The 26,113-nt window shown below is 42.6% G+C and carries 23 protein-coding genes and 1 pseudogene; 6 read left to right on the forward strand and 18 right to left on the reverse strand.

The window, feature by feature from the left end:
- Positions 1–11: 11 nt before the first annotated feature.
- The 4 genes from ACZ47N_RS05730 to ACZ47N_RS05745 are packed head-to-tail and all read left to right on the forward strand — an operon-like array spanning position 12 to position 4,529.
- Positions 12–2,450 carry an MFS transporter gene (locus ACZ47N_RS05730; RefSeq protein WP_464888176.1) on the forward strand — a complete coding sequence of 813 codons (2,439 nt, stop codon included), beginning with the start codon at positions 12–14 and terminating at the stop codon, positions 2,448–2,450.
- Positions 2,447–3,478, forward strand: a complete 1,032-nt coding sequence (locus ACZ47N_RS05735) for a DUF7005 family protein (protein ID WP_464888177.1) — start codon at positions 2,447–2,449, stop codon at positions 3,476–3,478. Before ACZ47N_RS05730 ends, ACZ47N_RS05735 begins: the two co-directional genes overlap by 4 nt.
- Positions 3,479–3,505: 27 nt before the next feature.
- Entirely contained in the window at positions 3,506–4,279 is a 774-nt protein-coding gene (locus tag ACZ47N_RS05740) for a hypothetical protein (RefSeq protein ID WP_464888178.1), read from the forward strand.
- 16 nt (positions 4,280–4,295) lie between these two features.
- Positions 4,296–4,529, forward strand: coding sequence for a hypothetical protein (locus tag ACZ47N_RS05745; RefSeq protein WP_464888179.1), 234 nt, complete (start codon positions 4,296–4,298; stop codon positions 4,527–4,529).
- Positions 4,530–4,764: 235 nt separating this feature from the next.
- On the opposite strand, the gene ACZ47N_RS05750 is transcribed toward ACZ47N_RS05745, so the two are convergent.
- The 6 genes from ACZ47N_RS05750 to tdh form a co-directional block, all read right to left on the reverse strand.
- Positions 4,765–5,589, reverse strand: coding sequence for an ABC transporter ATP-binding protein (locus tag ACZ47N_RS05750; protein WP_464888180.1), 825 nt, complete (start codon positions 5,587–5,589; stop codon positions 4,765–4,767).
- Positions 5,590–6,567 carry a glycine betaine ABC transporter substrate-binding protein gene (locus tag ACZ47N_RS05755; protein ID WP_464888181.1) on the reverse strand — a complete coding sequence of 326 codons (978 nt, stop codon included), beginning with the start codon at positions 6,565–6,567 and terminating at the stop codon, positions 5,590–5,592. It lies immediately after the preceding gene.
- Positions 6,557–7,222 (reverse strand): ABC transporter permease, encoded by a 666-nt coding sequence (locus tag ACZ47N_RS05760; RefSeq protein ID WP_464888182.1) that lies wholly within the window; start codon positions 7,220–7,222, stop codon positions 6,557–6,559. Before ACZ47N_RS05760 ends, ACZ47N_RS05755 begins: the two co-directional genes overlap by 11 nt.
- 159 nt (positions 7,223–7,381) lie before the next feature.
- Positions 7,382–8,545, reverse strand: coding sequence for a dicarboxylate/amino acid:cation symporter (locus ACZ47N_RS05765; RefSeq protein WP_464888183.1), 1,164 nt, complete (start codon positions 8,543–8,545; stop codon positions 7,382–7,384).
- 80 nt (positions 8,546–8,625) lie between these two features.
- Positions 8,626–9,816, reverse strand: a complete 1,191-nt coding sequence (locus tag ACZ47N_RS05770; RefSeq protein ID WP_464888184.1) for a glycine C-acetyltransferase — start codon at positions 9,814–9,816, stop codon at positions 8,626–8,628.
- A 63-nt stretch (positions 9,817–9,879) separates the two neighbouring features.
- Positions 9,880–10,908 carry an L-threonine 3-dehydrogenase gene (gene tdh / locus ACZ47N_RS05775; protein WP_464888185.1) on the reverse strand — a complete coding sequence of 343 codons (1,029 nt, stop codon included), beginning with the start codon at positions 10,906–10,908 and terminating at the stop codon, positions 9,880–9,882.
- Positions 10,909–11,253: 345 nt separating this feature from the next.
- Here tdh and ACZ47N_RS05780 point away from each other — a divergent pair, with 345 nt between their 5' ends.
- Positions 11,254–12,582: a YjiH family protein gene (locus ACZ47N_RS05780; RefSeq protein WP_464888186.1), complete on the forward strand. Its 1,329-nt coding sequence runs from the start codon at positions 11,254–11,256 to the stop codon at positions 12,580–12,582.
- Between the two features lie 96 nt (positions 12,583–12,678).
- On the opposite strand, the gene ACZ47N_RS05785 is transcribed toward ACZ47N_RS05780, so the two are convergent.
- The 4 genes from ACZ47N_RS05785 to ACZ47N_RS05800 form a co-directional block, all read right to left on the reverse strand.
- Entirely contained in the window at positions 12,679–14,109 is a 1,431-nt protein-coding gene (locus tag ACZ47N_RS05785; RefSeq protein ID WP_464888187.1) for a copper amine oxidase N-terminal domain-containing protein, read from the reverse strand.
- A gap of 260 nt (positions 14,110–14,369) precedes the next feature.
- On the reverse strand, positions 14,370–15,800 hold the full coding sequence (locus ACZ47N_RS05790) for a copper amine oxidase N-terminal domain-containing protein (RefSeq protein WP_464888188.1): 1,431 nt from the start codon (positions 15,798–15,800) through the stop codon (positions 14,370–14,372).
- 260 nt (positions 15,801–16,060) lie between these two features.
- On the reverse strand, positions 16,061–16,825 hold the full coding sequence (gene yaaA / locus ACZ47N_RS05795; protein WP_464888189.1) for a peroxide stress protein YaaA: 765 nt from the start codon (positions 16,823–16,825) through the stop codon (positions 16,061–16,063).
- Positions 16,826–16,945: 120 nt separating this feature from the next.
- On the reverse strand, positions 16,946–18,643 hold the full coding sequence (locus tag ACZ47N_RS05800) for an oleate hydratase (RefSeq protein ID WP_464888190.1): 1,698 nt from the start codon (positions 18,641–18,643) through the stop codon (positions 16,946–16,948).
- Between the two features lie 190 nt (positions 18,644–18,833).
- On the opposite strand from ACZ47N_RS05800, the gene ACZ47N_RS05805 reads away from it, so the two are divergent.
- The gene (locus tag ACZ47N_RS05805; protein WP_464888191.1) at positions 18,834–19,397 is read left to right on the forward strand and encodes a TetR/AcrR family transcriptional regulator; all 564 of its coding nucleotides are present in this window, start codon (positions 18,834–18,836) and stop codon (positions 19,395–19,397) included.
- Positions 19,398–19,455: 58 nt separating this feature from the next.
- Here the strand turns inward: ACZ47N_RS05805 and ACZ47N_RS05810 are convergent, their stop codons facing one another.
- The 8 genes and pseudogenes from ACZ47N_RS05810 to ACZ47N_RS05845 form a co-directional block, all read right to left on the reverse strand.
- Positions 19,456–20,301, reverse strand: coding sequence for a DMT family transporter (locus ACZ47N_RS05810; RefSeq protein ID WP_464888192.1), 846 nt, complete (start codon positions 20,299–20,301; stop codon positions 19,456–19,458).
- Between the two features lie 202 nt (positions 20,302–20,503).
- On the reverse strand, positions 20,504–21,145 hold the full coding sequence (locus tag ACZ47N_RS05815) for an RNA-guided endonuclease InsQ/TnpB family protein (RefSeq protein ID WP_464888193.1): 642 nt from the start codon (positions 21,143–21,145) through the stop codon (positions 20,504–20,506).
- A gap of 6 nt (positions 21,146–21,151) precedes the next feature.
- On the reverse strand, positions 21,152–21,622 hold the full coding sequence (locus tag ACZ47N_RS05820) for a helix-turn-helix domain-containing protein (RefSeq protein ID WP_464888194.1): 471 nt from the start codon (positions 21,620–21,622) through the stop codon (positions 21,152–21,154).
- Positions 21,606–21,866: pseudogene (locus tag ACZ47N_RS05825) on the reverse strand (IS607 family transposase); the annotation flags it as partial. The gene ACZ47N_RS05820 and the pseudogene ACZ47N_RS05825, both read right to left, overlap by 17 nt.
- A gap of 36 nt (positions 21,867–21,902) precedes the next feature.
- Complete coding sequence (gene rlmH / locus ACZ47N_RS05830; RefSeq protein WP_464888195.1) at positions 21,903–22,382, reverse strand: 23S rRNA (pseudouridine(1915)-N(3))-methyltransferase RlmH; 480 nt, start codon at positions 22,380–22,382, stop codon at positions 21,903–21,905.
- 85 nt (positions 22,383–22,467) lie between these two features.
- Entirely contained in the window at positions 22,468–23,715 is a 1,248-nt protein-coding gene (gene htrA / locus ACZ47N_RS05835) for a serine protease HtrA (protein ID WP_464888196.1), read from the reverse strand.
- 32 nt (positions 23,716–23,747) lie between these two features.
- Complete coding sequence (locus tag ACZ47N_RS05840) at positions 23,748–24,551, reverse strand: MBL fold metallo-hydrolase (RefSeq protein WP_464888197.1); 804 nt, start codon at positions 24,549–24,551, stop codon at positions 23,748–23,750.
- Between the two features lie 155 nt (positions 24,552–24,706).
- Positions 24,707–25,984, reverse strand: coding sequence for a UDP-N-acetylglucosamine 1-carboxyvinyltransferase (locus tag ACZ47N_RS05845; protein ID WP_464888198.1), 1,278 nt, complete (start codon positions 25,982–25,984; stop codon positions 24,707–24,709).
- Positions 25,985–26,113 lie beyond the last annotated feature (129 nt).

Genomic DNA, 26,113 nt, shown 5'->3' on the forward strand with positions numbered 1-26,113 from the left:
GGATGGTGCTCATGAACCTCTCAAAAATGAAACAAACATTTATCGTTGCTTCTTTACTTTTAATTATTGGCGTTCTGGCTTTTACCGGCCTCTTGAACATTAGCTCTTTTCAAGACCAGTATAGGACCTCTCTCATGAATAGCCAGTCTGTTGTTGCAGGCGAAACCGTTCGTAAAATAGAGTTTGCCGTCAAATATGGAAAGCCCTTGGATAATTTTCATGGCATCGAAGAATTTTTAGCTGAAATAACAGACCAGCTTACTGGCATCCAACAGGTACAAGTTTTTTCTGTTGAAGGCGAATCTCTTTATGCCCTCCATCCCTCGGAAAATCTCCTTTCAGAAGAATTGCAAGGACAGATATATTTTGAGGAAATACCAGCACAAGCCTACCACTATTTACTTGAGAATGATACTTACCATCAGTTTCTTCCAGTAGTGGACGCCCATCACCAATGGATTGGAAGCATCGGTCTTTCCTTCCCAAGAAGCGTAGTTTCGGATAACGTCCGTCCCTATTTATTTGAACAGGTACGTTATTTATTGTTAATGGCAGCCATTTCCACCTTAGCACTTATTTTCTTTAACAGCAGAAAATCTCCCATTTCTGAAGATGGAGAGATTAACCGCAAAACCTTATTATGGATGATGCTCCTAGTCATCGGTTCCGCTCAGATTATTTATGGGTTTCTTAACTATCAACTGTTCCGAGATGCTTACCTAGAACAAACCAGAGAAAGCACCTCCTCCGTAGCTTCAATTATCGAATCCGATATTCAAAGAGTCTTGGATAAAGGTGTTTCCTACGATCAATTCTATGAAATGGAACAGTATCTAGGAAATATTGCCAATTCTTTGCCGGAAATAGACAGCATTCAAATCATCCAGAATGATCAAGTTCTTTATGGCATGAACATCGAAGAGGCTGGTACGCCTCTTAAAACCACAGAAGAATCGGCCTATAGCCTACCACTTCCCAGTGACAACCAACAAGTGGACCATCCCCGCTCTCTTCAAGTATCTATTTCTCAAGATTACTTGAGGGATCGTTTGCGAGAACTGTTGTTAGATACCCTAACGGTTCTGGCTACCTCTACTTTCTTTATGGTAGAGCTTACGTTTTTCTTGTTACTGTATTTAAGCCGTAAAATCAAGAAAGACCTGCCTATGCAGGAAGAATCACCATTGCTAGAAGAATCTCCTTTAGAGCCTTCTTCTCAGCCAGTCATGGAAACAATTATCATTCGGATTATGGCTTTTATCGTTTGCACTGCCATCTTTATGTCTTCTTCCTTCATCCCCATCTTGATGAAGTCCATTTATCGACCCGTTATGGGACTTTCTGAGAATGTTGTTTTTGGTCTTCCTGTCTCCGTCAACTTTTTACTAGGGGCATTGTCCACCCTCATGGCTGGAAAATTCATTGAAGAAATCGGCTGGAGAAAGACTTTCTTTACCGGCATTTTAGTACTAGGAACAGGTACCTTTCTATCTGGCCTCACTGGAAATCCTTTGGTGTTTATCCTAGTCCGAGGCATTACAGGAGCTGGTTATGGATTAACACTTATGTCTATGCGGGGCTTTGTGTTGCATCATGTTGCCGATAAGGATGGGGGTTATGCCTCTCTCAACGCAGGCATCTACTCTGGCATGAACTGTGGCGTTGTTATTGGTGCCATGCTGGCAGATCGAATTTCCTATCGAGGGGTATTTTTTATTACCGTCCTGATCATTGCTTTGGCAGGTGTATATGTTCTCTTTTTCACCCAGAAGCATCAGCAACGTGTTGAAGAAAAGGAAGGCAACTTATCAAAAAACAAAGGTTCCACCTATAGTTCCCAACAACCTATTACTTCAAAACAATTTCTGGCCGACTCCAAAGTCTTTCTGTTTTTCATCGGCATTCTTTTACCCGCTGGTATTTGTATGATGTTTCTAGATTACTTTTTCCCCTTGTTAACCCAAGACTTAAATGTTCCTGTAGCCAATGTTGGACGTGCTTTTCTGATTAATGGCCTGAGCATCATCTACCTAGGACCTGTTATTACACGAGTCCTTGGCAAACGCCTTCAGGTAGAAACCCTAGTGACCATGGGTGCCTTGAATACAGCCGCCGCTATGATTATCTTTGCTGTATGGGGAAATCTACTAGCTGCTTTTGCGGCTGCATTTTTACTAGGCATCGCAGACAGTTTTGCTCTCGTAGCACAGACCAAGTATTTATTAGGGTTAGAATCTACCCGACGATTAGGCAAAGGATTGGCTTTAGGCTACTACAGCAATGTAAAAAAAATAGGACAAATGCTTGGTCCCGTATTAATTGGAACCGCCATTACTGCTGGTAATCAACAAGGAATTGGTCTGGTTGGTATTGGTGCCGTAATCCTTGCGGCAGCCTATTTCCTCATGATCAAAAGCCAGCCTAAAGAAATGCCAGGTGATATTCAATGAACAAGGATATGACATGGTTACTCGATACCAACCATTGGAAAGTCCCTTTGGCCACACCTATATCTGGTATTTCATTAGCGGATGAAGCTTTTCTAGAGGATTGGCGTAGATATCAAAAAATAGCCGCTGACCAAGGGATCTTAGTGGCATTGAAAAAACCCCTTCGCCAACTCTATTTCCCCATTTCCAAAGGGATTAGTCAGACCAGTGGATATCAAGCTGTTACCAAAAAAGGAGCCAACCCTATGTTCGTACCTGAAGCCACGGGTTTGCCCCTCAAGAGGCCAGAATCCATTCGTCTCTTGTTTTATCCCACTTTAGCCGGAAATCTACCCGTATTAGAAATCCCAGAACGATCTGATTTTGTTCAGCTGGTTCAGGCTATGGCTCACAGAAATGAACCTACCCCCATTCCCGCCTCCATGGGAGCCTGCATGATCAAAGGCTATAATAATTGGGATAGGGTCGAAGTCTACAAGAAGGAAAAAGGCGATGCCTTTGATTTTAACCAATTAAAAGCTGAGCCCGCACTTTACCGAGATGTATTTTTGTTGATTACCAAGGCCCCTTATAGCGCTGTTCCAGCAAAAAAAATGGGACTTGCCTCAAGACAATGGTTAGCCTATTCCAATATCATACGGTTGGCCCATGAGGGCACCCATTACGAAACACTCCGATTATTGGGTTCCGCTAAAAATCATCTGTTGGATGAATTCGTAGCTGATTACAGAGGGATTGTAGCTGCCTTAGGCGTATTCAACCCCCAGTGGCTCCTCCAGTTTTGGGGCATAGGAGAGCATCTGACTTACGAAGAAGGTGGCCGAATGAAACACTACCTAAAGGATGTATCCTTGTCCACAGAAGACTTCAGGGAAGTAATGGCCTGTATCCATCAAGCCGCCCAACAGTTGGAAGCCTGGGGGCATCGATCCCCTTCTGTTTATACACCAGAAGGCAGACAAGAAGCGTTGTTTACAATCACCCAACTAACCCTTCGACAAATGGCTTCAGGTCAAGATCTACCTTAAAATTCTATTGTATTAGGAGGGATCTCCATGCCCGAAGAAAAACATGCCCTGAAAAATCCATTTATCAAAAAGTCGCGGTCGATTATATGCCACCATCCATTAAAGAGAATTGGCCGATTTGCTTATTTAAAAGTCTTGGGGATAAAAGAACTGGAAGCCGTTTTAACCCTGCATACATTGGTGCTGAATACTCTTCCTGATTTATCTTTATACTTCCCCTATACACGTCAGGAAATGAAAGACTACCTACACCAGCAAAGGGGCTTTGTATTAGGGCTTTATGATAAAGAAAAATTAGTAGCCTTTCGGGTAACCACTTGGCCTGGAGTAGATCAGGAAAATTTGGGCCATCATCTATCTCTGTCTACAAACCAACTTCTACGGGTTATTCAACTGGAAGGAACCAACGTGCATCCTTTTTATCGAGGCAATCATCTTCAGCAGCTTTTAACCGAAAAGTCCATTGAATTCTTAGACCTACCAGCAGGTGAATTTATTTTATTAACGGCCATCTCTCCTTATAACAGAAAAAGCCTACTCAATATGATGAGCTGGGGAATGAAGGTGGTTGGCCTTAAAGAATGCCATTCCTCTATGGTTCGCTTGATTCTCAGAAAAGGAACCCCTGCGGAACTCGACGCCACCCCATTACAATGGAAAAACTGCCAATGGATCCGCGCTACGGATATCCAAAGCCAGCAGCAATGCCTAAAGGAAAATTATCAAGGCATACACATAAAAAGCATTGCGAACCATGACATGCAGATTTGTTATGGACAACCAAAATCAACCGTTAGATAAGGAGGTTATGTATGTCATGAAAAGTAAATGGCTACAAAAGTGGTTGGTGTTACTTGTAGTGGTTCTGCTCATCAGTGGGTGTGGATTTCACGACCCCCTAGAGAAACAGCGAGCCATGTGGGACAGAAATCCACAACAGCCCGTAACTTTTGCGGTGGCTGGAAGAATCCCTTTCCTTACCACAAACACTGGCTTTATGAATGGAGTCTTATTTTACCAGCAATTTGATGATAGGTTGTTACACCCTTAGCTTTCATATCTCACCATAAAAGTTCCTTCTGGAATGACTGGCAAATATTGGTCATAAAATTTTTCTAGATTTTATATCCCTGCACTACATCCTCTTCTGCTGTCCCTTTAAAAGCTTTTTATCCGATTTTCACCTATATCCATGGGCCAGTCCTTCTATTTTCTGATCCATAAAAAAACAGGAGCCATAGGCTCCTGTCTTCCATTTCCCTTAACAAGCACGTGACTTGATGGTTTTATTTCAATCTCAAATATACGTCTGCCAGGCTGGTGTTTTCCTCTAAAACCCTCTGATACAGTGCTTTCATCTCTCCTTCATCCAGAAGTGCCATAAACCCTTTGGTGCCTAAAAAACTTCGGACAAAGGCATTGGCTGGACGAAGAATCAAATCTTCTTTGGTACCTGCTTGCTCAATGCGTCCTTGGTTCATCAAGACAATACGGGTACCTAGCTTCACCGCCTCTTGAATATCGTGGGTGACAAAAATGATGGTGCATTGAAGCTGTTGATGAATTTTCAGTAGCTCATCCTGCAGCAAATTTCGGGTCTGTTCATCTACAGCTCCAAAAGGCTCATCCATCAGAATAATTTCTGGACTGGCGGCCAAGGCTCTGGCCACACCTACTCGTTGCCGCTGACCACCGCTCAACTCTCTGGGATAGCGCCTCAGAAAATCTTGAGGCAACCCTACTAATTCCATTAGCTCTTCTGCTCGCTGACGCTGTTTGGTTTTTGGTATGCCCTGCAGAGAAAGTACATAGGCTACATTGTTCATTACCGTCATATGTGGAAAAAGCCCAATTTGCTGAATCACATAGCCTATTTGCCGACGGAGGGTCACGATATCCCATTGGCTTAGCTTCTGTCCTCTGATCCAAACATGGCCGGTATCAAAAGAAACCATTCGATTGATGATTTTCAACAGGGTGGTTTTCCCGCAACCAGACTCTCCCAACAAGGTGACAAACTCTCCTTTTTCCACCTTTAGATCCAGTCCCGTAAGCACATCGCCTTCATTTCCATAGGCTTTGGTGACTTTCTGGAATTCAATGACAGCCATTTACAGCAATCCTTTCTCCTGCAGAAAAGCTTCTGCCACTTTTGCTGGATCTTCGTTGTCCACTTCCACGGCGTAATTCATAGCGATCATTTCATGGTTGGGGATTAGCCCCGTTAATTTTTCCAGCACTGTTTCCAATTCTGGATACTGATCCAATGTTTCCTGCCGTATTAAGGTGGCTCCATCGTAAAACACAAAGAAGTTCTTATCATCTTCCAACAGGACTACTTCCGCATCTTGTAATTGTCCGTCTGTGGAAAATACGGTGATGGCATCAATGTCCTCTGTCTTGATAGACTGATACCGTAGGCCAATATCTATTTCTTTAATATCTCCAAAGGCAAAGCCGTAGGTTTCTTCCAACCCAGGATATCCATCCTCTCGTTCCAAAAAATCGGCGTTGGCGGCAAAGGTAAGTTCCGGACTGGCCGCTCCCAAATCCGACATGGTTTCCAAATTATAGGCTTCTGCTACTTCTGGCGTAACGGCGATGCTATAGGTATTATTAAGTCCATAACGACCAGTCCAGTGGATCCCATATTCTTCCAGATATGCTTCTTTGACGGAATGATATAGTTTATCTGAATCCCGCAGCACATCTTCTTTTAAAACAAACAACCAGCCTGTACCCGTGTATTCTGGATAAAGGTCTATTTCGCCATTGATCATGGCTGGATGAATATTGGAGGTTCCACCACCTATTCCCAATGCCTGCTCCACTTCAATATTCGTTTCGTTTTCGATGAGCAGTGTCAGGATTTCTGCCAGGATATACTGCTCTGTCATGGGTTTGCTGGCCAACACTACTTTCCCTGCTTGCATTGGTTCCTCTTGTTCTTCCACTTCTTGTGACGGCTCTGTTTCTCCTGTTGCTTCTGCTTCCACTGCTGGTTCCTGCTCTCCTCCTGCACAACCGGCCAGCATGGTTAGGGCTAGCAATACACTCAGTACCACTATGAAATATTTTTTACTGTTCATTTTCTTTTCCTCCTTCTCCCAAATATCGTTGACGTACTAGGTTTTCAAATCTTTCCATTGCGTAATCCGTTGTGATGGCTAAGGCGGCGATTAAAAGACTGCCAGCAATGGTCATTTCCGGAAAATTAGTAGAAATCCCTCGCCAGATGGCCCGACCCATGCCACCAGCTCCAATAAAGGAGGCAATACCACCCAGGGCAATGGTCATGACTACCATGGTGCGAAACCCACTAAAGATGACTGGAAAGGCTAAGGGCAATTGAATCCGAAACAGCAATTGTATCGGAGTGCTACCCATTCCCACGGCTGCTTCCACCACTTCCCGATCCACTTCCATCAACCCAGTGTAGGTGTTTCGAATCATTGGCAACAGTCCATAAAGAACAATGGCAATCAGGGCGCTTTTCAGGCCAATTCCCGTTAAGGAAACCAAAATCCCAAACAATGCAATGGATGGAATGGTGTATAAAAAGCTGGTGACTCTCAGAATCCCTGCTGCCAGCCATCGGCTTCGGGTCATCAGAATTCCAACGGTTAATCCTATGGCGCTAATCATTGCCACGGCCAATAGGGTGATCTGCACATGTTGAATCAATAATTCTACAAAAAAAGAAGCCCTTTCTCGATACAGTGCCAATACACGGAAAATCATCATAGCCTCCTCTCCTTTCGACTTAAGCCTTTTTATCATACCCGATTCCCCTAATTTAACACAAAGAAGAGGCTTTTCCTATGCTCTTTTCATGAAAAAAACCTGCCGATTTCCATGGGCAGGTTTTTGATTTCCCTCTTCCTTCTACTTTCATGTCTCTTTTTAAGCAGCTTCTTTCTTATAAAAAGAATCTACAATAAGAGCAATGGCACCATCTCCCGTAACGTTGCAGGCGGTTCCAAAGCTATCCTGAGCCATATAAAGACCTATCATCAGACCAATCTGTGCTTCTGTGAACCCTAGGATCGAAGAAAGCAATCCAAGGGCTGCCATTACGGCCCCACCAGGAACTCCTGGTGCCGCCACCATGGTAATGCCTAACAATAAAATAAAGGGTAAATATTCGGAAAAATTAGGGCTTAAACCATTCATTGCCAGCACTGCTACAGAACATGCTACCAAGGTCATGGTACTGCCTGCCAAGTGAATCGTCGCTGAAAGTGGAATGACAAAATCTGCAATTCGTTCAGAGACTTGGTTGGTTTTAGCACTTCTCAGAGTTACTGGTATCGTAGCCGCACTAGACATGGTTCCCAATGCCGTAGCATAAGCTGGTAACATGTTTTTGAGAGCGACAAAGGGATTCATGCCACTTCGCATACCTGCTACCAAATAAAGTGCCACTAAGTACGCAATATGCATGATCAATATAAGCACAAATACTTGAGCAAATACGCCTAAGGTTGCAAAAGCGTCTCCTTCTGCGGCCATATTGGCAAAAATACCAGCGATATACACGGGAAGCAAAGGGATAATAACGTTTTTAATAAACAGAATAATGATGGATCGGAATTCTTCCATAAAATTAAACATAACGGTTTTGGCTTCCTGATGTCGCAGGAAATTGATTCCTAAACCAAAAATAAAAGCAGTGATCAGGGCCGTCATAACGCCCATAATGGGAGGAATGTCCAATTCAATAATGGTCTGTAGGCCTGAAGATTCTGCGGCAACAGCTCCTTCTGTAACAATAGAAGGAATAATCAGGCTGGATAGGATAAAGGCTGCAATTCCTGCCAATACCGTTGATGCATAGGCAATAGCCGCCGTAGCACCCAACAGCTTTCCTGCTTTTTTCCCCAGTTCAGCAATTCCCGGAATAATAAATCCGATAATGATGAGGGGAACAATGTAGCCCAGAAGTTGTCCAAAAATTTGTGTGAAGGTGTAAAGCACACGCCCCACATGATCTGGCATGGTGAGGCCAACAATGACCCCTAGGATAATACCGATGATGAGTTTGGGAATGAGTCCCATGTTCTTCATGATTGCTTGCTCCTTTCAAAATTCTTTATATTTTGCTTGAACCACCAGCTTCCGCTGGTGGTATTCGCCAGGATACAAAGCTACTCTTTTAAGAACTTATCATAAGACTGTTGAAAAGCTTCTAATGCTTGATCCAATTCCTCTCGGCTGTGGGCTGCGGAAATTTGGGTTCGGATACGGGCTTTCCCTTTTGGTACCACTGGGAAGAAGAAGCCGATCACATATAATCCTCGAGTCAAGAGATCGTCTGCCATTTGCTGGGCCAATACAGCGTCGCCTAACATAACGGGCACAATGGGATGCTCTCCAGGAATGGTGGTATAGCCAATTTCTGTCAAACGCTTACGGAAGTAACGAGTGTTTTCATGGACCCGATCTCGATATTCCGTAGACTCAGAAAGCAGTTTTAATACTTCTAAGGATGCGGATGCAATGGCTGGAGCTAAAGTATTGGAGAAAAGGTAGGGGCGACTGCGCTGACGTAAAAGGTCTATTATTTCTTTGCGCCCACTGGTATATCCGCCACTGGCTCCACCCAAGGCTTTTCCAAGGGTTCCAGTGATGATGTCTACTCGATCCATCACTTCACAGTGTTCATGGGTTCCTCGACCATTTTTACCCATAAACCCAACGGCATGGCTATCGTCTACCATTACCATGGCCCCATATTGGTCTGCTAAGTCACAAATTCCCTTTAAATCTGCTACAATGCCATCCATAGAAAATACACCATCTGTTGCAATCAGTGTTATTCCTTCTTGTTGCCGTTCTTTTAGCTTCGCTTCCAAATCTTCTAGGTTGTTGTTTTTATAAATCAATTTTTTCGCCTTACATAAACGCATACCGTCGATGATGCTGGCATGATTCAGTTCATCACTGATAATGGTGTCTTTTTCCCCAAGAATGGTTTCAAAGAGGCCTCCATTGGCATCAAAACAAGAAGAGTATAGAATGGTATCTTCCATGCCTAGAAAAGAGGAAAGACTAGCTTCTAGCTCTTTGTGAACTGACTGAGTTCCACAGATAAACCGAACAGAGGACAGGCCATATCCCCATTGCTCATAGCTGTTTTTAGCGGCATCCATCACTCTAGGATGGCTAGAAAGCCCTAGGTAATTATTGGCACAAAGATTAATGACATTTTCTTCTTGGGTGGTATTAATACGAGAACGCTGTGGTCCAGACAGGATTCTTTCTTCTTTCCAAAGTCCCTGCTCTTTTATATCCCCAAGTACATTGGCATAATGATTTTTTTGATGGGTTGTAAACATAACACGCTTCCTTTCTTTTTCTCAATCTATTAATGAGCTTGATCTCCATTATCTATTATAACCCTAGTCTTCCCAGTTTAACACAATCTTACCTGAGTTTCCAGAAGCCATCAGTTCAAAAGCTTTTTCATATTCTGTATAATGAAAATGATGGGTAATCACTGGTGAAATGTCCAGTCCCGATTGAATCATGGCTGTCATTTTATACCAGGTCTCGTACATTTCTCTTCCATAAATCCCTTTTAAGGTTAGACCGTTAAATACCATGGTATTCCAATCTATTACGGTATCTGGTTGTTGAATACCTAACACTGCTATTTTCCCACCATGACACATATTTTGAATCATGCTATGAAAGGCTGAGGCATTACCAGACATTTCTAAGCCGACATCAAAGCCTTCTTTCATTCCTAAGGACTTCATTACCTCTTCTACCTTTGTGTTTTGAACATTGACGGCTTTGGTTACTCCCATTTTCCGAGCCAAATCCAATCGATATTCATTGACATCTGTAATCACCACGTGCCGAGCCCCTGCATGGCGTACTACTGCTGCTGCCATAATGCCAATAGGACCTGCCCCAGTAATCAAAACATCTTCTCCTAACACATCGAAACTAAGGGCTGTGTGAACCGCATTCCCTAATGGATCAAAGCAACTAAGTACATCTAATGGAATCGATGGGTCGCAGTGCCATACATTGGTTACTGGAATGGAGAGGTATTCTGCAAAGGCTCCAGATCGATTAACTCCCACCCCACTGGTATTCATGCAAAGGTGCCGCCGACCTGCCAAACAGTTTCGACAACGACCACAAACTAGATGTCCTTCTCCAGACACAATTTCACCAATATGAACATCATGAACATTTTCGCCCATGGCTACTACTTCTCCTACAAACTCGTGGCCTATGGTCATGGGCACAGGAATGGTTTGTTGAGACCAATCATCCCAATGGTAAATATGAACGTCAGTACCACATACGGAGGTTTGTTTGATTTTGATTAATACATCGTTTTTCCCAACTTCTGGTTCTGGAACATCTTCTAACCAAATACCAGGACTGCGGTGTTTCTTTACAAGTGCTTTCATCGGCAGACAACTCCTTTTCTTCAGTAGCAAGCATAAAATCACTTGCGTGAAATCGTTTTCTTTCTTCTTCTCATTTTATTTTATCAAAGATATGTCCTTGCGTCAAAACATATTCGTTTTTTTGTCATTATATCAAAAACCGTCTCACACTCTTATTAATCTTTATTCCATGGCTTAAAACGAATTTTTCGTATTGTTATACAATTCAAACGTCTATGCAGTGTGGACAATCCCAGTGGAGGCTTTATCCTTAGGCCTTAGCTTGTTGATTTTATGGACGTTTTAATGACGTTTCTCTGGTAAGTTTTATAAAAGAGCATTCTGAATTTTCCGAGGAGGGTTTTTATGAGTCCAAAACCTACAGGCCATCATCCACCTACTAATATTTTCACCTCACAAAACATCTTCAAATTTATTTTTTTCAGCGCTATTGGTATTTTTATGTTTTTTATTCCTGTCACTTTTAACGAACGTACATCCATTCCCTTGGATCACATCGTATCTGAAATTAGAGGGAATTTAGCGTCTTATGCACAAATTTATGCCTTACTTGTAATTCTTTTAGGCAGTATCTATCCCTTCTACAAAAAAACATGGAAATCATCACCCGTTAATCAAGGGTTATCTTTCCTTAAAATCCTTGGTGTCCTTGTTGCAGCTATGGTGTATTTCAACTTTGGACCTCATTGGATCCTTGATCCTGACATCGGTCCTTTTCTTTTTAACGCTTTGGTAATACCCGTAGGATTAATTGTCCCTATAGGCTCTGTCTTTTTAGCCTTTATTGTTGGTTATGGCCTATTGGAGTTTATCGGTGTTATTATGCGTCCGGTTATGAAACCAATTTTTAAAACCCCGGGAAGATCTGCTATTGACGCTGTTGCTTCTTTTGTTGGCAGTTATTCACTGGGATTGGTCATCACCAACCGAGTTTATAAAGAAGGAAAATACTCCGCCAAGGAAGCCTCCATCATAGCCACTGGTTTTTCTACGGTTTCTGCCACGTTTATGATTATTGTCGGGAGAACCTTGGGCCTTATGGAAATGTGGAATCTGTACTTCTGGACTACCTTGATTATCACTTTTATAGTGACGGCCATTACGGTAAGAATTTGGCCTCTTAATAAAAAAGAAGATCTTTACTACGCGGATAATGCCAGTTTGGAAAAAGAATACAAGCAAGACTTGTTCAAAAATGCATGGCAGGAAGGCTTAACGGCCACATACCACGCCAAAGACTTCGTCAGCAATGTAACCGAAAATTTAAGGGATGGCTTTGTCATGGCCATGGGCATTCTTCCAAGCATTATGTCTGTTGGCTTGATCGGTCTTTTACTGGCTGAATATACGCCGGTTTTCAATCTGATTGGCTATATTTTTTATCCCTTTACAGCAATTCTTCAGGTGCCGGATCCCATGCTGGCAGCAACGGCTATTTCCATGAGCATTGCAGAAATGTTTCTTCCGGCTCTCATGGTGACAGAGGCTGCTTTAGCTACCCGATTTGTCGTTGGAATTGTCAGCATATCTTCCATCCTGTTTTTTTCAGCCTCTATCCCTTGCATTTTATCCACGGATATTCCCATTAGTGTTACAGAAATGGTAATTATCTGGGTGCAGCGTTGTATCATTACCATTTTACTGGCAGCACCCATGGCTATGATTCTGTTTTAATATCGGAAATTTTCACACTCAAAGCACATGAAACGCCTGCAGGATTCCTGCAGGCGTTTGTTGTGTTGAGCATGATGATGTTTTTAATCCAATCTATTAAAATATAATAACCACTTCTCTGGTAGAATTAATCCATTCCGCCCGAGCATCCAGATTATCCGTTGAGAATCGTAGCGGAACAAAAGTTCTTCCACCAATGGACACGGGTGCTACGTCCATACGACTCATGCTTCCGTTGGTGCGAATATCGTTTCGGTTTAACCACATTTCTACTTGGTTGCCTCTGGCATTTAAGGTGATTTTGCTTTCATTGCCATCCCATCCTACGGTACCGCCCATGGCTTCTACAATGGCTCGTATGGGTACCATGGTTCGTCCTGAGGTAATTCTTGGGACGGTTCCTCGACCTGGGTCTATTTCTTCAGCAACGCCGTTAACGATCATATGGGGCTTATCAATGGTCAGAACAATAAAGCTTCGTTGTTGCGTACTGCTGATGATGTTGGAACTGCTGCGTACGGTGTAGGTGGCAATGGCTTCTCCCAGTTCTTCCTGGATGTCTTGCAGGGGACTGGCTTCCCGCAGTACTGGTTTTACCGTGTAATGGTAGTCTGTATTGGGTTGAATGTTCACATCAATAAAGGGCAGTTCTTCAATAAAGAAGTCCGTTACGGATTCCCCCAGTTGGTTTGGATCCGTGGAGCGGAAAATTCGATACCCCAGTACACCGCTGACGGTAGGCCATTCCATACGGTTCCCGGCATCTGTGGCTTCCGTGGCTTGTCCGGTTGTGGCTGGTGGTGCTGGGGTTGGTGCTGGCTGTGGTTCTGGTGCCGGCTCTGGTGCTGGTGCTGGTGCTGGCGTTGGTGCTGGCGCTGCACTCTCTTGCCATTCGTAGACGTAACGAACACTCGATAGCCCCATTCTCCCTGGTCCTGTCTGTACCTGAAGGATTCGCTCAGTTCCCTCTGGAAGAGCACTCCAGACCGTTCCGCTGAAAGTAACGGAAGTAGATCCTTGCACCCAGAGCTCATCATTCTTTGCACTTTGATATTGTCCGAGTCTTAAACTAGTTTTTCCGGGATGCCCCTCAATTTCAAAATGTCCACCAGACAGGGCTCTTCTAGCTTGAGCAAAGAAGTTAATCCATAAACCTCCTGTTACATTCGCTCTTACTTCCTGTTCCACCTCAATGCTGACTTTCTGGTCAGCCTGGAGCACTTCTGGCGGTGTTGTCCACGTATAAATAACATGCATATGCCTGTCTGGGTAATTATGGGTTATTCCCGAACTATGTTCTTCAATTTCGTGTCTGTTGCTTTCTTGAATCAATACGCCATTGCCACTACCAACATTATAGCGATGCTCTCCACGTGGCGACTCCTGCCATTCTCCACCTACTCCGTACAGTGTCTCTTTAAGCACCCAGGCCCCTTCTGATGCAAAGACCTTTTCCATGGATGCCAAGGAAACCAGAGAAAACAACAATGCTACACATAAAATCATTGAAATTCTTTTTTTCTTCATCCTAATCCTCCTTTTAAATAACTCTGTTGTGTTTGCTAACCATTCATTTTCTGATCAGATTGCCGGATAGTTTTGCGATGGCATTCCTCCTCTTTTTTATTCCTTATATGCTTTAGTCTACTTGAAGAGATGGAGTATCCACCACACACAAAAAGGGTAGTATGTGTTAAGAAAGTACAAAAAGAGAACCTACCCATAATGGGTAGGTTCTTCGAGACTTTGCTATATAAACGCTTTGAGAATAATCATCTCTTTATCTATTAAAATATAATAACCACTTCTCTGGTAGAATTAATCCATTCCGCCCGAGCATCCAGATTATCCGTTGAGAATCGTAGCGGAACAAAAGTTCTTCCACCAATGGACACGGGTGCTACGTCCATACGACTCATGCTTCCGTTGGTGCGAATATCGTTTCGGTTTAACCACATTTCTACTTGGTTGCCTCTGGCATTTAAGGTGATTTTGCTTTCATTGCCATCCCATCCTACGGTACCGCCCATGGCTTCTACAATAGCTCGTATGGGTACCATGGTTCGTCCTGAGGTAATTCTTGGGACGGTTCCTCGACCTGGGTCTATTTCTTCAGCAACGCCGTTAACGATCATATGGGGCTTATCAATGGTCAGAACAATAAAGCTTCGTTGTTGCGTACTGCTGATGATGTTGGAACTGCTGCGCACGGTGTAGGTGGCAATGGCTTCTCCCAGTTCTTCCTGGATGTCTTGCAGGGGATTGGCTTCCCGCAGTACTGGTTTTACCGTGTAATGGTAGTCTGTATTGGGTTGAATGTTCACATCAATAAAGGGCAGTTCTTCAATAAAGAAGTCCGTTACGGATTCCCCCAGTTGGTTTGGATCCGTGGAGCGGAAAATTCGATACCCCAGTGCACCGCTGACGGTAGGCCATTCCATACGGTTCCCGGCATCTGTGGATTCCGTGGCTTGTCCAGTTGTGGCTGGTGGTGCTGGGGTTGGTGCTGGCTGTGGTTCTGGTGCCGGCTCTGGTGCTGGCTCTGGTGCTGGCGCTGGTGCTGGCGCTGCACTCTCTTGCCATTCGTAGATATATTTAACATCATAGCTAATAGGCTGGCGTCCCCTGGTTATCGTAACAAGAATTTCTGTTACACCACTTCCCCAGCCACGATTTCCATAACGAAAGGTTCTTTCAAAAGTGTAGGAACCTGACCTTGTCACATTTCCGTTACCATTAGCAAAATAGCGCAGGTAATAGGTGGGATCTTCTACATTCGAGGGTGCCACTACATCAAAATCTCCACCCGCTGTACCATGCACAGAACTAAGGTAAAAATAATGTGCTCCACCGCCATTTGGGTCGTTACTCCCAAGGACTTCTACATTTACGTTAATGGCTACGGTATCTCCCATTTGGATTTTCTGAGGCGGTGCCGACCAGCTCCATCGGGTATGAATATCCTTACTGGGATCGGTAAACGGCCAAGTCTTAATGGTGGCAGAACGGGTTTCGCCACTAATCGTGCCCGTATCATCTTCTGCTTGCATTGGGAAGGTTGGATTTTTTTCCCAATCTCCCGATCCACCGACTCGATATTCCGTGCCCACCAATACATAGGACCCTTCTGATGCAAAGGCCTTTTCCATGGATGCCAAGGAAACCAGAGAAAACAGCAATGCTACACACAAAATCATTGAAATTCTTTTGTTGTTCATCATAATCCTCCTTTTTAATCAGGTTGTTTTGTTTGCTAGTCATTGAATCTCTAATTCCATAGCTGGATGGTTTTGCGATGGCATTCCTCCTCTTTTTTATTCCTTATATGCTTTAGTCTACTAGAAGAGATGGAGTATCCACCACACACAAAAAGGGTAGTATGTGTTAAGAAAGTACAAAAAGAGAACCTACCCATAATGGGTAGGTTCTCTTTTCTTTGGTATATCAAGGTTTTGGATGATATGAATGATTTACTTCCTTATGATGTCTTTGTCGATTTTTCGTTTTTGATAAACACAAAGCTGTTTTCGTCGGACAAACCCTCTGCAAATTCATAGCTTAGACGATTGAATTTTTTCAGATCCTGAATGTCTTCCACTTTATTTTCTGCCATAAACCGGACCATTTCACCCCTGGCCATTTTTGCCAAGGTGCCTTTTTCCATGACTTTATCGCCTTTCAGTTCACCAAAAACACAGGTGATAAACTGTTTATCTTCTGTTAAATAGCGAGAGATGCATTGGCTATACTCTACAGAAGCCAGGTTCACGATGCATTGGCTTTCGGAAAAAAGCTGTTCTGCCAATTTTCGGTTCCAGAATTCGTAAAGGGAGTCCACTTTTTCCCCTTGTAGCCTAGACTGCATTTCCAGCCGATAGGGGGTAACGCCGTCAAAAGGACGAAGAACTCCGTAAAAGCCTGACAAAATCCGCAAATGCTCTTCGATGTATTCAAAATCTTTGTTTTCAAAAACCACGGGTGCCATATACTTATACTGAATTCCTTCAAAAGCCAAAAGGGCCGGTGTCAGGTTTCGATACAAATTCATGCTTCGAATCCGCTCATCATTCAGGGTTGCAATTTTATCGCTGCACTTCCAGAGGCTTTTCAATTCATTGTAGGTTTTGCTCCGAAGTTCTTCCAACAACACTTCCGTGTCTTTAACAAAGGTGGGCAACTGCTGGTACTGAAGGGCGTCGTTATTGACATTCATGGTTTTAGCTGGGGAAATGATGATTCGCATAGGGTCCTCCTTGCTTTCATGGATAGTTTTATGGATCTACCCATTTATTATATCATCTTTCCCCATGCAGAGACCAATGCAGATACGCCTGTGTTATTAGTGAAAGTGGTATCTGAACTATTAGATAATCCCTTCTATGGATGTGTCTTTGAGTAGCTTTTTAAGAATGGGTTCTGCTGGTAGTGGTCTTCCACTGTTTAATGCCTTCACTGCATTCGCAATTACTCGAATATCATATTGAGAGGCGTGGACTTCTGGTACCTGCTTGTTAAGATCAAGCAGTTTATACGTAGCCATCATTGCGGATCGCACTGAGTATTCAACGGTGAATACGCAATCTCCAGGTATTTCAGTGAACTGTCCCAAAAAGGCAAGGTTACGCGACCCTTCTGGCACTACATCTGGTCGATCCCCTTTAACCCTCGGCATAAATTGTGCTGTTATATAGGGCATCATGGCGGGGATTACTTTATCGGTTTTTAGGATTTCTGGAATCTCTTTTTCTAGCCCTAAATGATAAAGCAACTCCTGTAACAATTCTTCACCGGTACACTCCGTCATTTTTTTCTTAATGAAATTTCCTTTTTCATCTAGAAACAACCCGTAAGCCCAAAGAACGATGACATCATCTGGTTGATCTATAAAATGTGGCTGTCGATTACAAGTAACACTAAGCAACCAATTCGAGTCTGTGATGGTAATGACGCCACCGGTTACTGTTTTTCCTGAATAGGGATCATTACCACTTAATTCTCGGATTTTATCTACAAGTTTAGATCCTTTGCAGGTAATCGTAAAGGATTCCCATTTTGATTGATCTACATTGCTGCAAAACACTTCCGGCTTCCCAAAAGAGGGACTTTTAGCGGCTAGATTTTTCCATAGGCTCCACACTTCCCCTAAGTCTCTCCTAAGCTTTGGAACTGTTTTATTGTCTCCATACTCGGTACACTCTGTCATCGATCCATTGGTAACCATAACAAGATCTTCTGGGCTTATTTTTAGGATTTGCTTTTTTCCATCCCGAATAAGGTGAATCGCTGTAACGGTTTTTTCTTCTTCTGTAATATCCATCTCTAAATCAAGGACTTGTGTTCCATAACGAAACTGAACATTTTTCTCTTGTAAATAATGCGACAGCGGCAAAATAAATGATTCATATTGGTTATATTTAGAAAATACAAGACCTCTCATTTCATTAAACCCTGGTAGTAAATGAATAAATCGATGCATATACCGTTTCATCTCTACTACACTATGCCAGTTTTCAAAAGCAAACATGGATCGCCATAAATACCAAAAGTTTGTCTCTAAGAAACTTTTATCGAAAAATTCTTCCACCGTTGCATTGCCAAGGGTCTCTTCTGTAGCAAGAAAGAGCTCTGTAGTCTTCTTCACATGTGCTGGGGTTAATTCAAGAGAGTCTGTGTTTTTCTTTTGCCCACAATGATGAATCAATCTACAACTCGATATATTGGGATCTCTGTCATTCAGTTCTTTGAACTCATCCAAGACTGAAAAGCCCTTATTTTCTAGGGATGGAATATCTGCGAAAAGATCCCATGTACATTCAAAGTGTTCTTCCATTTCTCTACCACCACGGGCAACGTATCCTGTTTCTGGATTTCCTGCTCCATCCATGGAACCACCTTCAATATCAAGCTTTTCTAAAATAGTAATATTTTTCCCTTCCATATGCCCATCACGCATTAGATAAAAAGCCGCTGATAAAGCTCCAATGCCACCGCCTACTAGGTAGGCTTTTCGTTCTTTAATGCCTTTCGGTTGAATCGTTTGGTTCTTTTGATAATTACCCATAACCCATCATCCTTTCAAAATTTATCTTCGATAATTTAAAACCCCGATCCTCCTTTTGTGCTTCTATTCCATCATCTTATTGTCATCCTACATGTAAAGCTTTATACTAACAATAAACACTTCTTTCCATATGTGACTATTTGTCTCAAATTTCTGATTTTGTGTACCGTCCTGTGAACGGAGGGAATTTATGCCCAGCTCTGTCCTTAATAAAATTACTAAGGATCTCTTTGCCCAAGCTCTCAAAAATCAAATAAAATCCACCCCTCTTCAACAAGTAACCATTCAGGCCCTTGCCAAAGAGTGTGGATTTAACCGTCGTACTTTTTATAGGCACTTTAACGATATTTACGATTTAGTCGAATGGATTTTTCAAGTCGAAATTTTGGATCATGTCCATCAAGAGATCGATTTTATGCATTGGAAAGATGGATTTAAAGCTGTCCTAGCCTTCTTCGTAAAGAATGATGTCATTTGCTCCTCTGTTTTCAATACTTCAGACCGTAAAAACTTAGAAAAATTCCTTCACACAGCTATGACCCAACTTGTTAAGCCTATTATAGAACGAAAAGCACACCCATCCAACTTATCCCAGCAGAAATTAACTTTTTTAATTAATTTTTATGCCCTCAGTTTCACCGCCATCATCATCCAATGGGTCGACCACGGGATGAAAGAAACTCCTGAAATAATTGTTGAAAATACTTCTTTTGTTTTGCAAGGAAGTATCCAACGAGTTGTCAATTCTGATTAGCTTCGGAGCCTTATCCGCACACTGAAAAAATATCCAAGGACCCTTATTTATCGATGCATTACAAAGACTCTTTTTTTTCGCTTTGTTTGACACTCAAAATAGTAACAGTGATTAACACAATGGCCATTCCTGCCAGTTGATTTCCTGCAAGGGCTTGATTCAGCACCACAAATCCAAAAATCGTAGCAGTTACAGGTTCCACCATGGCAATAATAGACGCAGAGGTGGAAGTGGTTTCCTTTAGTCCAGTAATATAAAAGAAGAAAGACAACCCGGCTCCCAAAATACCTAACAAAATCATCCATGGTAAATCCGTAGAGCCTAAGACGGCCAACATTTCACCTCCATCGACAAAGAGAAGCATTATAAGGGTAAACGCCAAGAATGCAATGGCTAAGATCCCTTGAGGATCACCATGATGGTTGGCGTATTTAAATCCAAAAATAAACAAAGCGTAGGACATCCCTGCTGCAAGTCCAGAAAACAGCCCTATCATTGTAATGCTATCTGGACCAACGTTGTATACTTCTGTTAGCAACACTACCCCCGTCATAACAAATAGGATGGCCACCCATTTAGATGGGGACATTTCTTCCAAACGAAATAGATAAGATATCAGAAATACAAAAATGGGAGCCGTATACATCAGTGTCGCTGCCACTGCAATACTTGACTCCGAGATGCTAATCAAGTAAAACCCAAAATTCCCCACTACCCCAATGCCTGCCACAATAGACCAAAACAGCATAGGCTTATTCCATTTAGTGGGATAGAAAAAGAGCCAAATCAGAATACAAAACAATCCCACGGCCCCCCGATAAAAGGAAATGACCAAAGGACTCCACCCTTTTTCCATCAAGAAGCCACCAAGCCCTCCAGATAACCCCCATAGTATGGCGGCCATTACCACTAGTCCTAATCCCTTCACACGCATCTGTGTCCGTTGCCAAAACCTTACAAAACTCTGTAAAGATTGTTTAATTCCCTATTGAACCTGTCCCATTTTCAATAGCCTAAGCTAATCTACTTTGGTTTGATATAACAGTCCGAGGGCATAAATTCGGATACAACGCATCCTACCTATCAGCACAATCTTGAAAGTGATTTTACGCTGATTTATACTGAGCTAGATTTATACTTGCATTGTGATCTCTGTCTACCTTTAAACCGCAATGACATTTATAAACCCTATCAGAAAGTTTAAGGTTTTTGTTTGTATTCCCACAACTACCACATGTCTTAGAAGATGGATAGAACCTATCTGCTACAACCAACTCTATCCCATTAAACTGGCACTTATATTCCATCATGCACCTAAACTCGTAAAATCCTTGTTTTGCTATGGCTTTTGATAGATGTCGGTTTTTCATAATGCCTTTCATATTAATATCTTCTATGACTACTCTAAACGGCTGGTTTTCCACTATTTTAGTAGTAGTTTGATGTAGATAATTTTTTCTGATATTGCCTAATCTACGATGTAAGAGTTGTATCTCTTTTTCGAGTTTTATAATGTTGCTGGTTTTGACAAAGGTACCTCCCTTCTTATTTAGAATATATTTTTTAGAAACTTGTCGCTGCAACCTGCGAAGCTTCTTTTCTAACTTTTTAACCCCTTTTGTCTTATTGATGTTTGCATATACAGTACCATCTGAACATATCGCTAAATCTTTTAAACCTAAATCTATCCCTAGACTGATATTTGTTAATTCTTGGTGTTGCTCTTCTTGTTCTATCCCTACTGACAAATACCACTATTTATTATCATAAGATACTCTAGGATTTACGTAGGGTACTCCAACAGGTATTTGTTCATTTGTTTTGATCCAACCAACTTTTTCAATAGTAACTAATTTGTTTTCTTTAACCTTTAACTTGCCATTATCGTGATAGAAAGACTTTTTACTTTTCTTGCTGTTTTTAAACGTGGGTCTTTGTGCATTACCCTTGAAAAAGTCCTGATAAGCCCTATCTAAATCTTTTACTGCTTGTTTTGGAATTTGTGCGGATCCCTCATTAAGCCACTTATACTCATCTGTTTTCTTCATTTGAGTGATGATCTTTCTAATTTCACCTTCGTATATTGATTTTCCAGTCTCCTCATAAGTTTTCTGTTTCATATCTAAAACGAAATTGTATGCCCATCTGGCTGTGCCAACACTTTTCCATAGAAGTTGTTCTTGATTCTCAGAAGGAAAAAGCCTAACCTTAATTGCTTTTATCATCTTCTATCAACTCCTTAATCATCTTCTTCGCTTTGCTTGCTCTTTTTCCGTGAAGTCTGTAACTAAACACGGTGATTATTTGAATCAAGTCCTCAACAAGTTCTTGTTCTTCTGTTTTTTCAGTTGAATCTATCACTTCTATCGTAGTACCAAACTTATGACCTATATTTTCTATGAGTTCGAACCCAAATCTGACTAATCTATCCTTATATAAGACCACCATCTTCTCAACTTCTGAATTAGTTGCCTCCATTTTCCTATTATCCCTAGTACCTTCCTCTTACTTATGATACGGCTCTTTCTTATTAATTTTAAACCCACGGTAAACCTGCTCCAACAAGATAACTTTCATCAACGGATGAGGAAAGGTCATTTTGGAGAAGCAAAGTTTTTCGTTGGCCCTTGCTAACACTTCTCCAGAAAGGCCCAAGGACCCACCAATAACAAAAGCTATTTGACTCTTCCCCTTAAGCCCCAGGTTTTCCAATTTTTGGGCAAAGTCTTGGGAGCTAAGCATTGCGCCCTTTAGTTCTAGGGCAATCACGTGATGCGAATCGGCTATTTTTTGTAAGATCCGTTGGCCTTCTTTGTTTTTCACCTGTTCCTCTTCAGCAGCGCTTAAACCTTCCGGTGCTTTTTCGTCTGCTACTTCTACATGAATCAATTTGCAATAACGACTTAAACGCTTGCTGTATTCCTGAATAGCCTGTACTAAGTACTTTTCTTTGATTTTCCCTACGCTAATAACCGTAATCTTCATCTGGATCCCTCCTGGTCGGATGCTTTTTTAGCACAAGAGCCCCGCCTAAGCGGCGAGGCTCCTAGTAAAAAAGCATTTTATTCGATTACTGTAATATAATCTCTACACGATATTCCCGCTCATTGCGAATAAACTCCAAGGTCGTTTCATCTCCCGGTCGATATTTATAAAGCTCTCGGATCAAATCCCCCATGGTTCTAATAGGCTCATCTCCAAGACCAATAATAATGTCTCCGCTTCGGAGATCCGCCATTTCTGCCGTAGAATCGGCTAGAATTTCCACTACATACACGCCATGGTCTGCACTAAGGGTAAGGCCGGTGGCACCTTCAAATTCGCTGACGTTGTACCCACGAACCCCTAAGTACACACGACTAAATTCACCTCTCTGGATAAACTGGTCTACAATGGGCTTGGCTGTATTAATAGGAATTGCAAAGCCTAGTCCTTCTCCGGTCTGGACTTTGGCTGTATTGATTCCAATCACTTGACCTTTAGCATTTAGCAAGGGGCCTCCACTATTTCCAGGATTGATAGAGGCATCTGTCTGAATTAAATTATCAATGGCTATGCCCTGTCCCAGTTGAATGCTGCGATTCAACCCACTGATCACCCCTTGGGTCAAGGTACGCTCAAAATTTAAGCCCAAAGGATTGCCTATGGCCACTGCAATTTCCCCTACATCCAAGTTGTCGCTGTCTCCAAACTCTGCTGGCTGAAGATTGATATCGCTTTCTACCTTGATAACTGCTAAATCCATGGATTGCTCATACCAAAGGACCTCTGCTGGCTCCTGACTTCCATCATGAAGCATCACGACCAACTCTTCTGCCTGCCCATCTCCAATAACATGGGAGTTGGTTAAGATATAGCCTCGTTCATCTACGATAACGCCGGTACCCAGACCTTCTGAACGGCGGGTGCCAAAAAAGAAGTCTCTTTGAAGCTTTACCGTACTAACACCCACTACGGAAGGCATGGCTTTCTGAGCAACCGCCGTATACACGCTTATATCTTCTGTTGTTTCAATCACCACGGGTTGATCTGTCTGTGTTTCCTCTAGCAGGCCCCGATAGATCATGATTTCTGGAAGGAACTGATAGAGGGTCGCAAAGCTTATCATACACCCTAGGAGCACGGCTGCCACGAGCATCACAAACACCTTGGCTCCGGAAATCCCCTGCGGAGCATTTTCTTCCCGATTTTTTTTCTTTTGCTGCTGAGGTTCCTGCCTAATTACTTTCCCCATGCGATCCTCATAAACAGCCTCAATTCCTTGGTCTTTTTCCTGTTCTTCCGAAGGAATCTTATCTTGATCTTTGAAATCTTCCATTTTGACACCTCCTATAGAGACGTTTTTTAATCCTACCCGCTTTTATAAGCATACAAACAGCTGATAGCCTCTCGGGTAGAGAGGTTTAGACCGACGTCGGTATTGGGTTTCATCCCATTTTCTTCCATGATGCCAGTAACCGTGGAATAAGCTAATTCTGGAAAGTTATTCTCTTTGCTTAAATGGGCCAAAAGGATGGATTTAACATTTCTTCGAATCATTTCTACAACCGCAAGGCCGGCACTTTCGTTGGATAAGTGGCCGTGATCCGATAACACCCGTCTTTTCAAATAATAAGGATAACTTCCTACTTGTAGCATATCCACATCGTGATTGGATTCCATTACTAACAGGTCCGCATTTTCAGCCATTTTATATAAAGATTCCGGCACATGTCCCATATCCGTTGCCAAACATATTTTAAATGAATGACTTTCTAGTGCAAATCCCACAGGATCTGCAGCATCGTGGGATAAGGCATAAGGGGTTACGGATATATCTCCAATGGTGAAGGGTTTTTCGGAGTCAAATACCCGACGGTGCTCTGGCTTTACTGGCCCTATCTTTTCTTCCATAGCCATCCAGGTTTTTTCGTTGGCAAAAATAGGTAATTGAAAACGACGCGAAAGAATTCCCGCGCCTTTAATATGGTCTGAATGCTCATGACTGACCAAAATTCCTGACAGGTTTTCCGGCACCATGCCTGCATCCAGTAACCGATTTTGTATCTGTTTTCCACTGAGGCCTGCATCAATGAGCAGTTGTTGTTTTCCATCTGATAACACATGGCAATTGCCACTGCTTCCGCTAGCCAAAGTACAGAATGTTGCCGCCATTGTATCGCCTCCATCACAAAGACGCTGAACGTCTGTTTAGTGGTTAGGGATTCCATCGTTGTTCATTACGTCCCAAAGCACCGACTTTTAAGATTTTCCAAGGGAATAAACACCTTAAAAGGCAGGTTGGCTTACTCTAACTATCTTTTGTATTCCTATTTGATCCGTTTCACTTGGGCACCCAAACGAGAAAGCTTTTCATCGAAAAGGTCGTAGCCACGATCGATGTAGAATATATCCTCTACAACGGTTTCTCCATCTGCCATCAACCCTGCAATAACCAGGGCGGCTGCCGCCCTCAAATCCGTTGCCGTTACCGTGGCTCCCATCAGACGGTCTACGCCTTCAATCACCGCCATACGGCCTTCCACTTTGATGTTGGCTCCCATTTTTTTAAGCTGTTCTACATGCTTAAATCGGCCTTCAAAAATAGTTTCTGTTACCATGCCAATCCCTTTAGCCACTGTCAACAAACTACTCATAGGTTGTTGAAGATCTGTGGGAAATCCTGGATAAACCAGAGTCTTGATACTAACATTCTTTAGGCCTTTTGACGCATCTACACGGACTTGCAAAGATTCATCCTCTTCTGTAATGACAACTCCCATTTCTCGAAGTTTGGCAATAACCGACTCCAAGTGTTTGGGAATCACTTTATTAATAACTACATCTCCACCAGTGGCGGCGGCAGCTATCATATACGTTCCGGCTTCAATTTGGTCTGGAATCACCGTATGGTGACAACCACCCACTTCCGGCACTCCATTAATTTTAATGACGTCAGTGCCTGCACCACGAACATCTGCACCCATGCAGTTCAAAAAATTGGCCACATCTACAATATGTGGCTCTTTCGCCGCATTCTCAATGACGGTTTTCCCTTCAGCACGAATAGCCGCCAGCATAATATTAATCGTGGCCCCTACACTGACCACATCCAAATAAATATCTGCTCCGGTCAACTTCTCTGCTTCAACTGAAATGATGCCATGCTCAATGGCAACGGTTGCTCCCAGCGCTTCAAAGCCTTTGATATGTTGATCAATAGGCCGTACACCAATATCACAACCGCCTGGATAAGCTACTTTTGCACTTTTAAATCGGCCAAGGGCCGCTCCTAGCAAATAATAGGAAGCCCTTAAATTTTTTGCCATGTCATGGTCCGCATAGCATTCCGTCATGCATGTGGTATCAATTCGAACCGAATGGGATCCGTTGTCTGGATCCTGACCGTTTCGTTCTACTTTCGCCCCTAAACTTTCCAAAATTTGAGTTAAAATCTTTATATCGCTAATATCGGGAAGGTTGTCTATCACACAGGGTCCCCCTGCTGCCACTGTAGCCGGAATAATCGCTACGGCTGCATTTTTAAATCCACTGATATCTACCTGACCTTTAAGTTTTATGCCACCTTTTATCACTAGTTTTTCCATATAATACCTGACAAATTGTCAGTTGTTCACCACCCTCAATAAAATGATCCTGCTTGCCTATATCCACTCCAAAAAACGGATCGGTCCTGAACATGCCGAAGTACAAGTACCCACGAAGCTTCGGATGTA

Source organism: Tindallia texcoconensis, from assembly GCF_055383815.1.

Bases quoted from the DNA above. Each gene is read 5' to 3' on its own strand.
- htrA (WP_464888196.1), bottom strand. From the start codon at position 23,715: ATGGAAGATTTCAAAGATCAAGATAAGATTCCTTCGGAAGAACAGGAA.
- ACZ47N_RS05735 (WP_464888177.1), top strand. From the start codon at position 2,447: ATGAACAAGGATATGACATGGTTACTCGATACCAACCATTGGAAAGTC.
- ACZ47N_RS05770 (WP_464888184.1), bottom strand. From the start codon at position 9,816: ATGTTTACAACCCATCAAAAAAATCATTATGCCAATGTACTTGGGGAT.
- ACZ47N_RS05765 (WP_464888183.1), bottom strand. From the start codon at position 8,545: ATGAAGAACATGGGACTCATTCCCAAACTCATCATCGGTATTATCCTA.
- tdh (WP_464888185.1), bottom strand. From the start codon at position 10,908: ATGAAAGCACTTGTAAAGAAACACCGCAGTCCTGGTATTTGGTTAGAA.
- ACZ47N_RS05800 (WP_464888190.1), bottom strand. From the start codon at position 18,643: ATGGGTAATTATCAAAAGAACCAAACGATTCAACCGAAAGGCATTAAA.
- ACZ47N_RS05750 (WP_464888180.1), bottom strand. From the start codon at position 5,589: ATGGCTGTCATTGAATTCCAGAAAGTCACCAAAGCCTATGGAAATGAA.
- ACZ47N_RS05745 (WP_464888179.1), top strand. From the start codon at position 4,296: ATGAAAAGTAAATGGCTACAAAAGTGGTTGGTGTTACTTGTAGTGGTT.
- ACZ47N_RS05840 (WP_464888197.1), bottom strand. From the start codon at position 24,551: ATGGCGGCAACATTCTGTACTTTGGCTAGCGGAAGCAGTGGCAATTGC.
- ACZ47N_RS05760 (WP_464888182.1), bottom strand. From the start codon at position 7,222: ATGATGATTTTCCGTGTATTGGCACTGTATCGAGAAAGGGCTTCTTTT.
- ACZ47N_RS05785 (WP_464888187.1), bottom strand. From the start codon at position 14,109: ATGAAGAAAAAAAGAATTTCAATGATTTTATGTGTAGCATTGTTGTTT.
- ACZ47N_RS05845 (WP_464888198.1), bottom strand. From the start codon at position 25,984: ATGGAAAAACTAGTGATAAAAGGTGGCATAAAACTTAAAGGTCAGGTA.
- ACZ47N_RS05790 (WP_464888188.1), bottom strand. From the start codon at position 15,800: ATGAACAACAAAAGAATTTCAATGATTTTGTGTGTAGCATTGCTGTTT.
- rlmH (WP_464888195.1), bottom strand. From the start codon at position 22,382: ATGAAGATTACGGTTATTAGCGTAGGGAAAATCAAAGAAAAGTACTTA.
- ACZ47N_RS05780 (WP_464888186.1), top strand. From the start codon at position 11,254: ATGAGTCCAAAACCTACAGGCCATCATCCACCTACTAATATTTTCACC.
- yaaA (WP_464888189.1), bottom strand. From the start codon at position 16,825: ATGCGAATCATCATTTCCCCAGCTAAAACCATGAATGTCAATAACGAC.
- ACZ47N_RS05755 (WP_464888181.1), bottom strand. From the start codon at position 6,567: ATGAACAGTAAAAAATATTTCATAGTGGTACTGAGTGTATTGCTAGCC.
- ACZ47N_RS05730 (WP_464888176.1), top strand. From the start codon at position 12: ATGAACCTCTCAAAAATGAAACAAACATTTATCGTTGCTTCTTTACTT.
- ACZ47N_RS05805 (WP_464888191.1), top strand. From the start codon at position 18,834: ATGCCCAGCTCTGTCCTTAATAAAATTACTAAGGATCTCTTTGCCCAA.
- ACZ47N_RS05740 (WP_464888178.1), top strand. From the start codon at position 3,506: ATGCCCGAAGAAAAACATGCCCTGAAAAATCCATTTATCAAAAAGTCG.
- ACZ47N_RS05820 (WP_464888194.1), bottom strand. From the start codon at position 21,622: ATGATAAAAGCAATTAAGGTTAGGCTTTTTCCTTCTGAGAATCAAGAA.
- ACZ47N_RS05810 (WP_464888192.1), bottom strand. From the start codon at position 20,301: ATGGCCGCCATACTATGGGGGTTATCTGGAGGGCTTGGTGGCTTCTTG.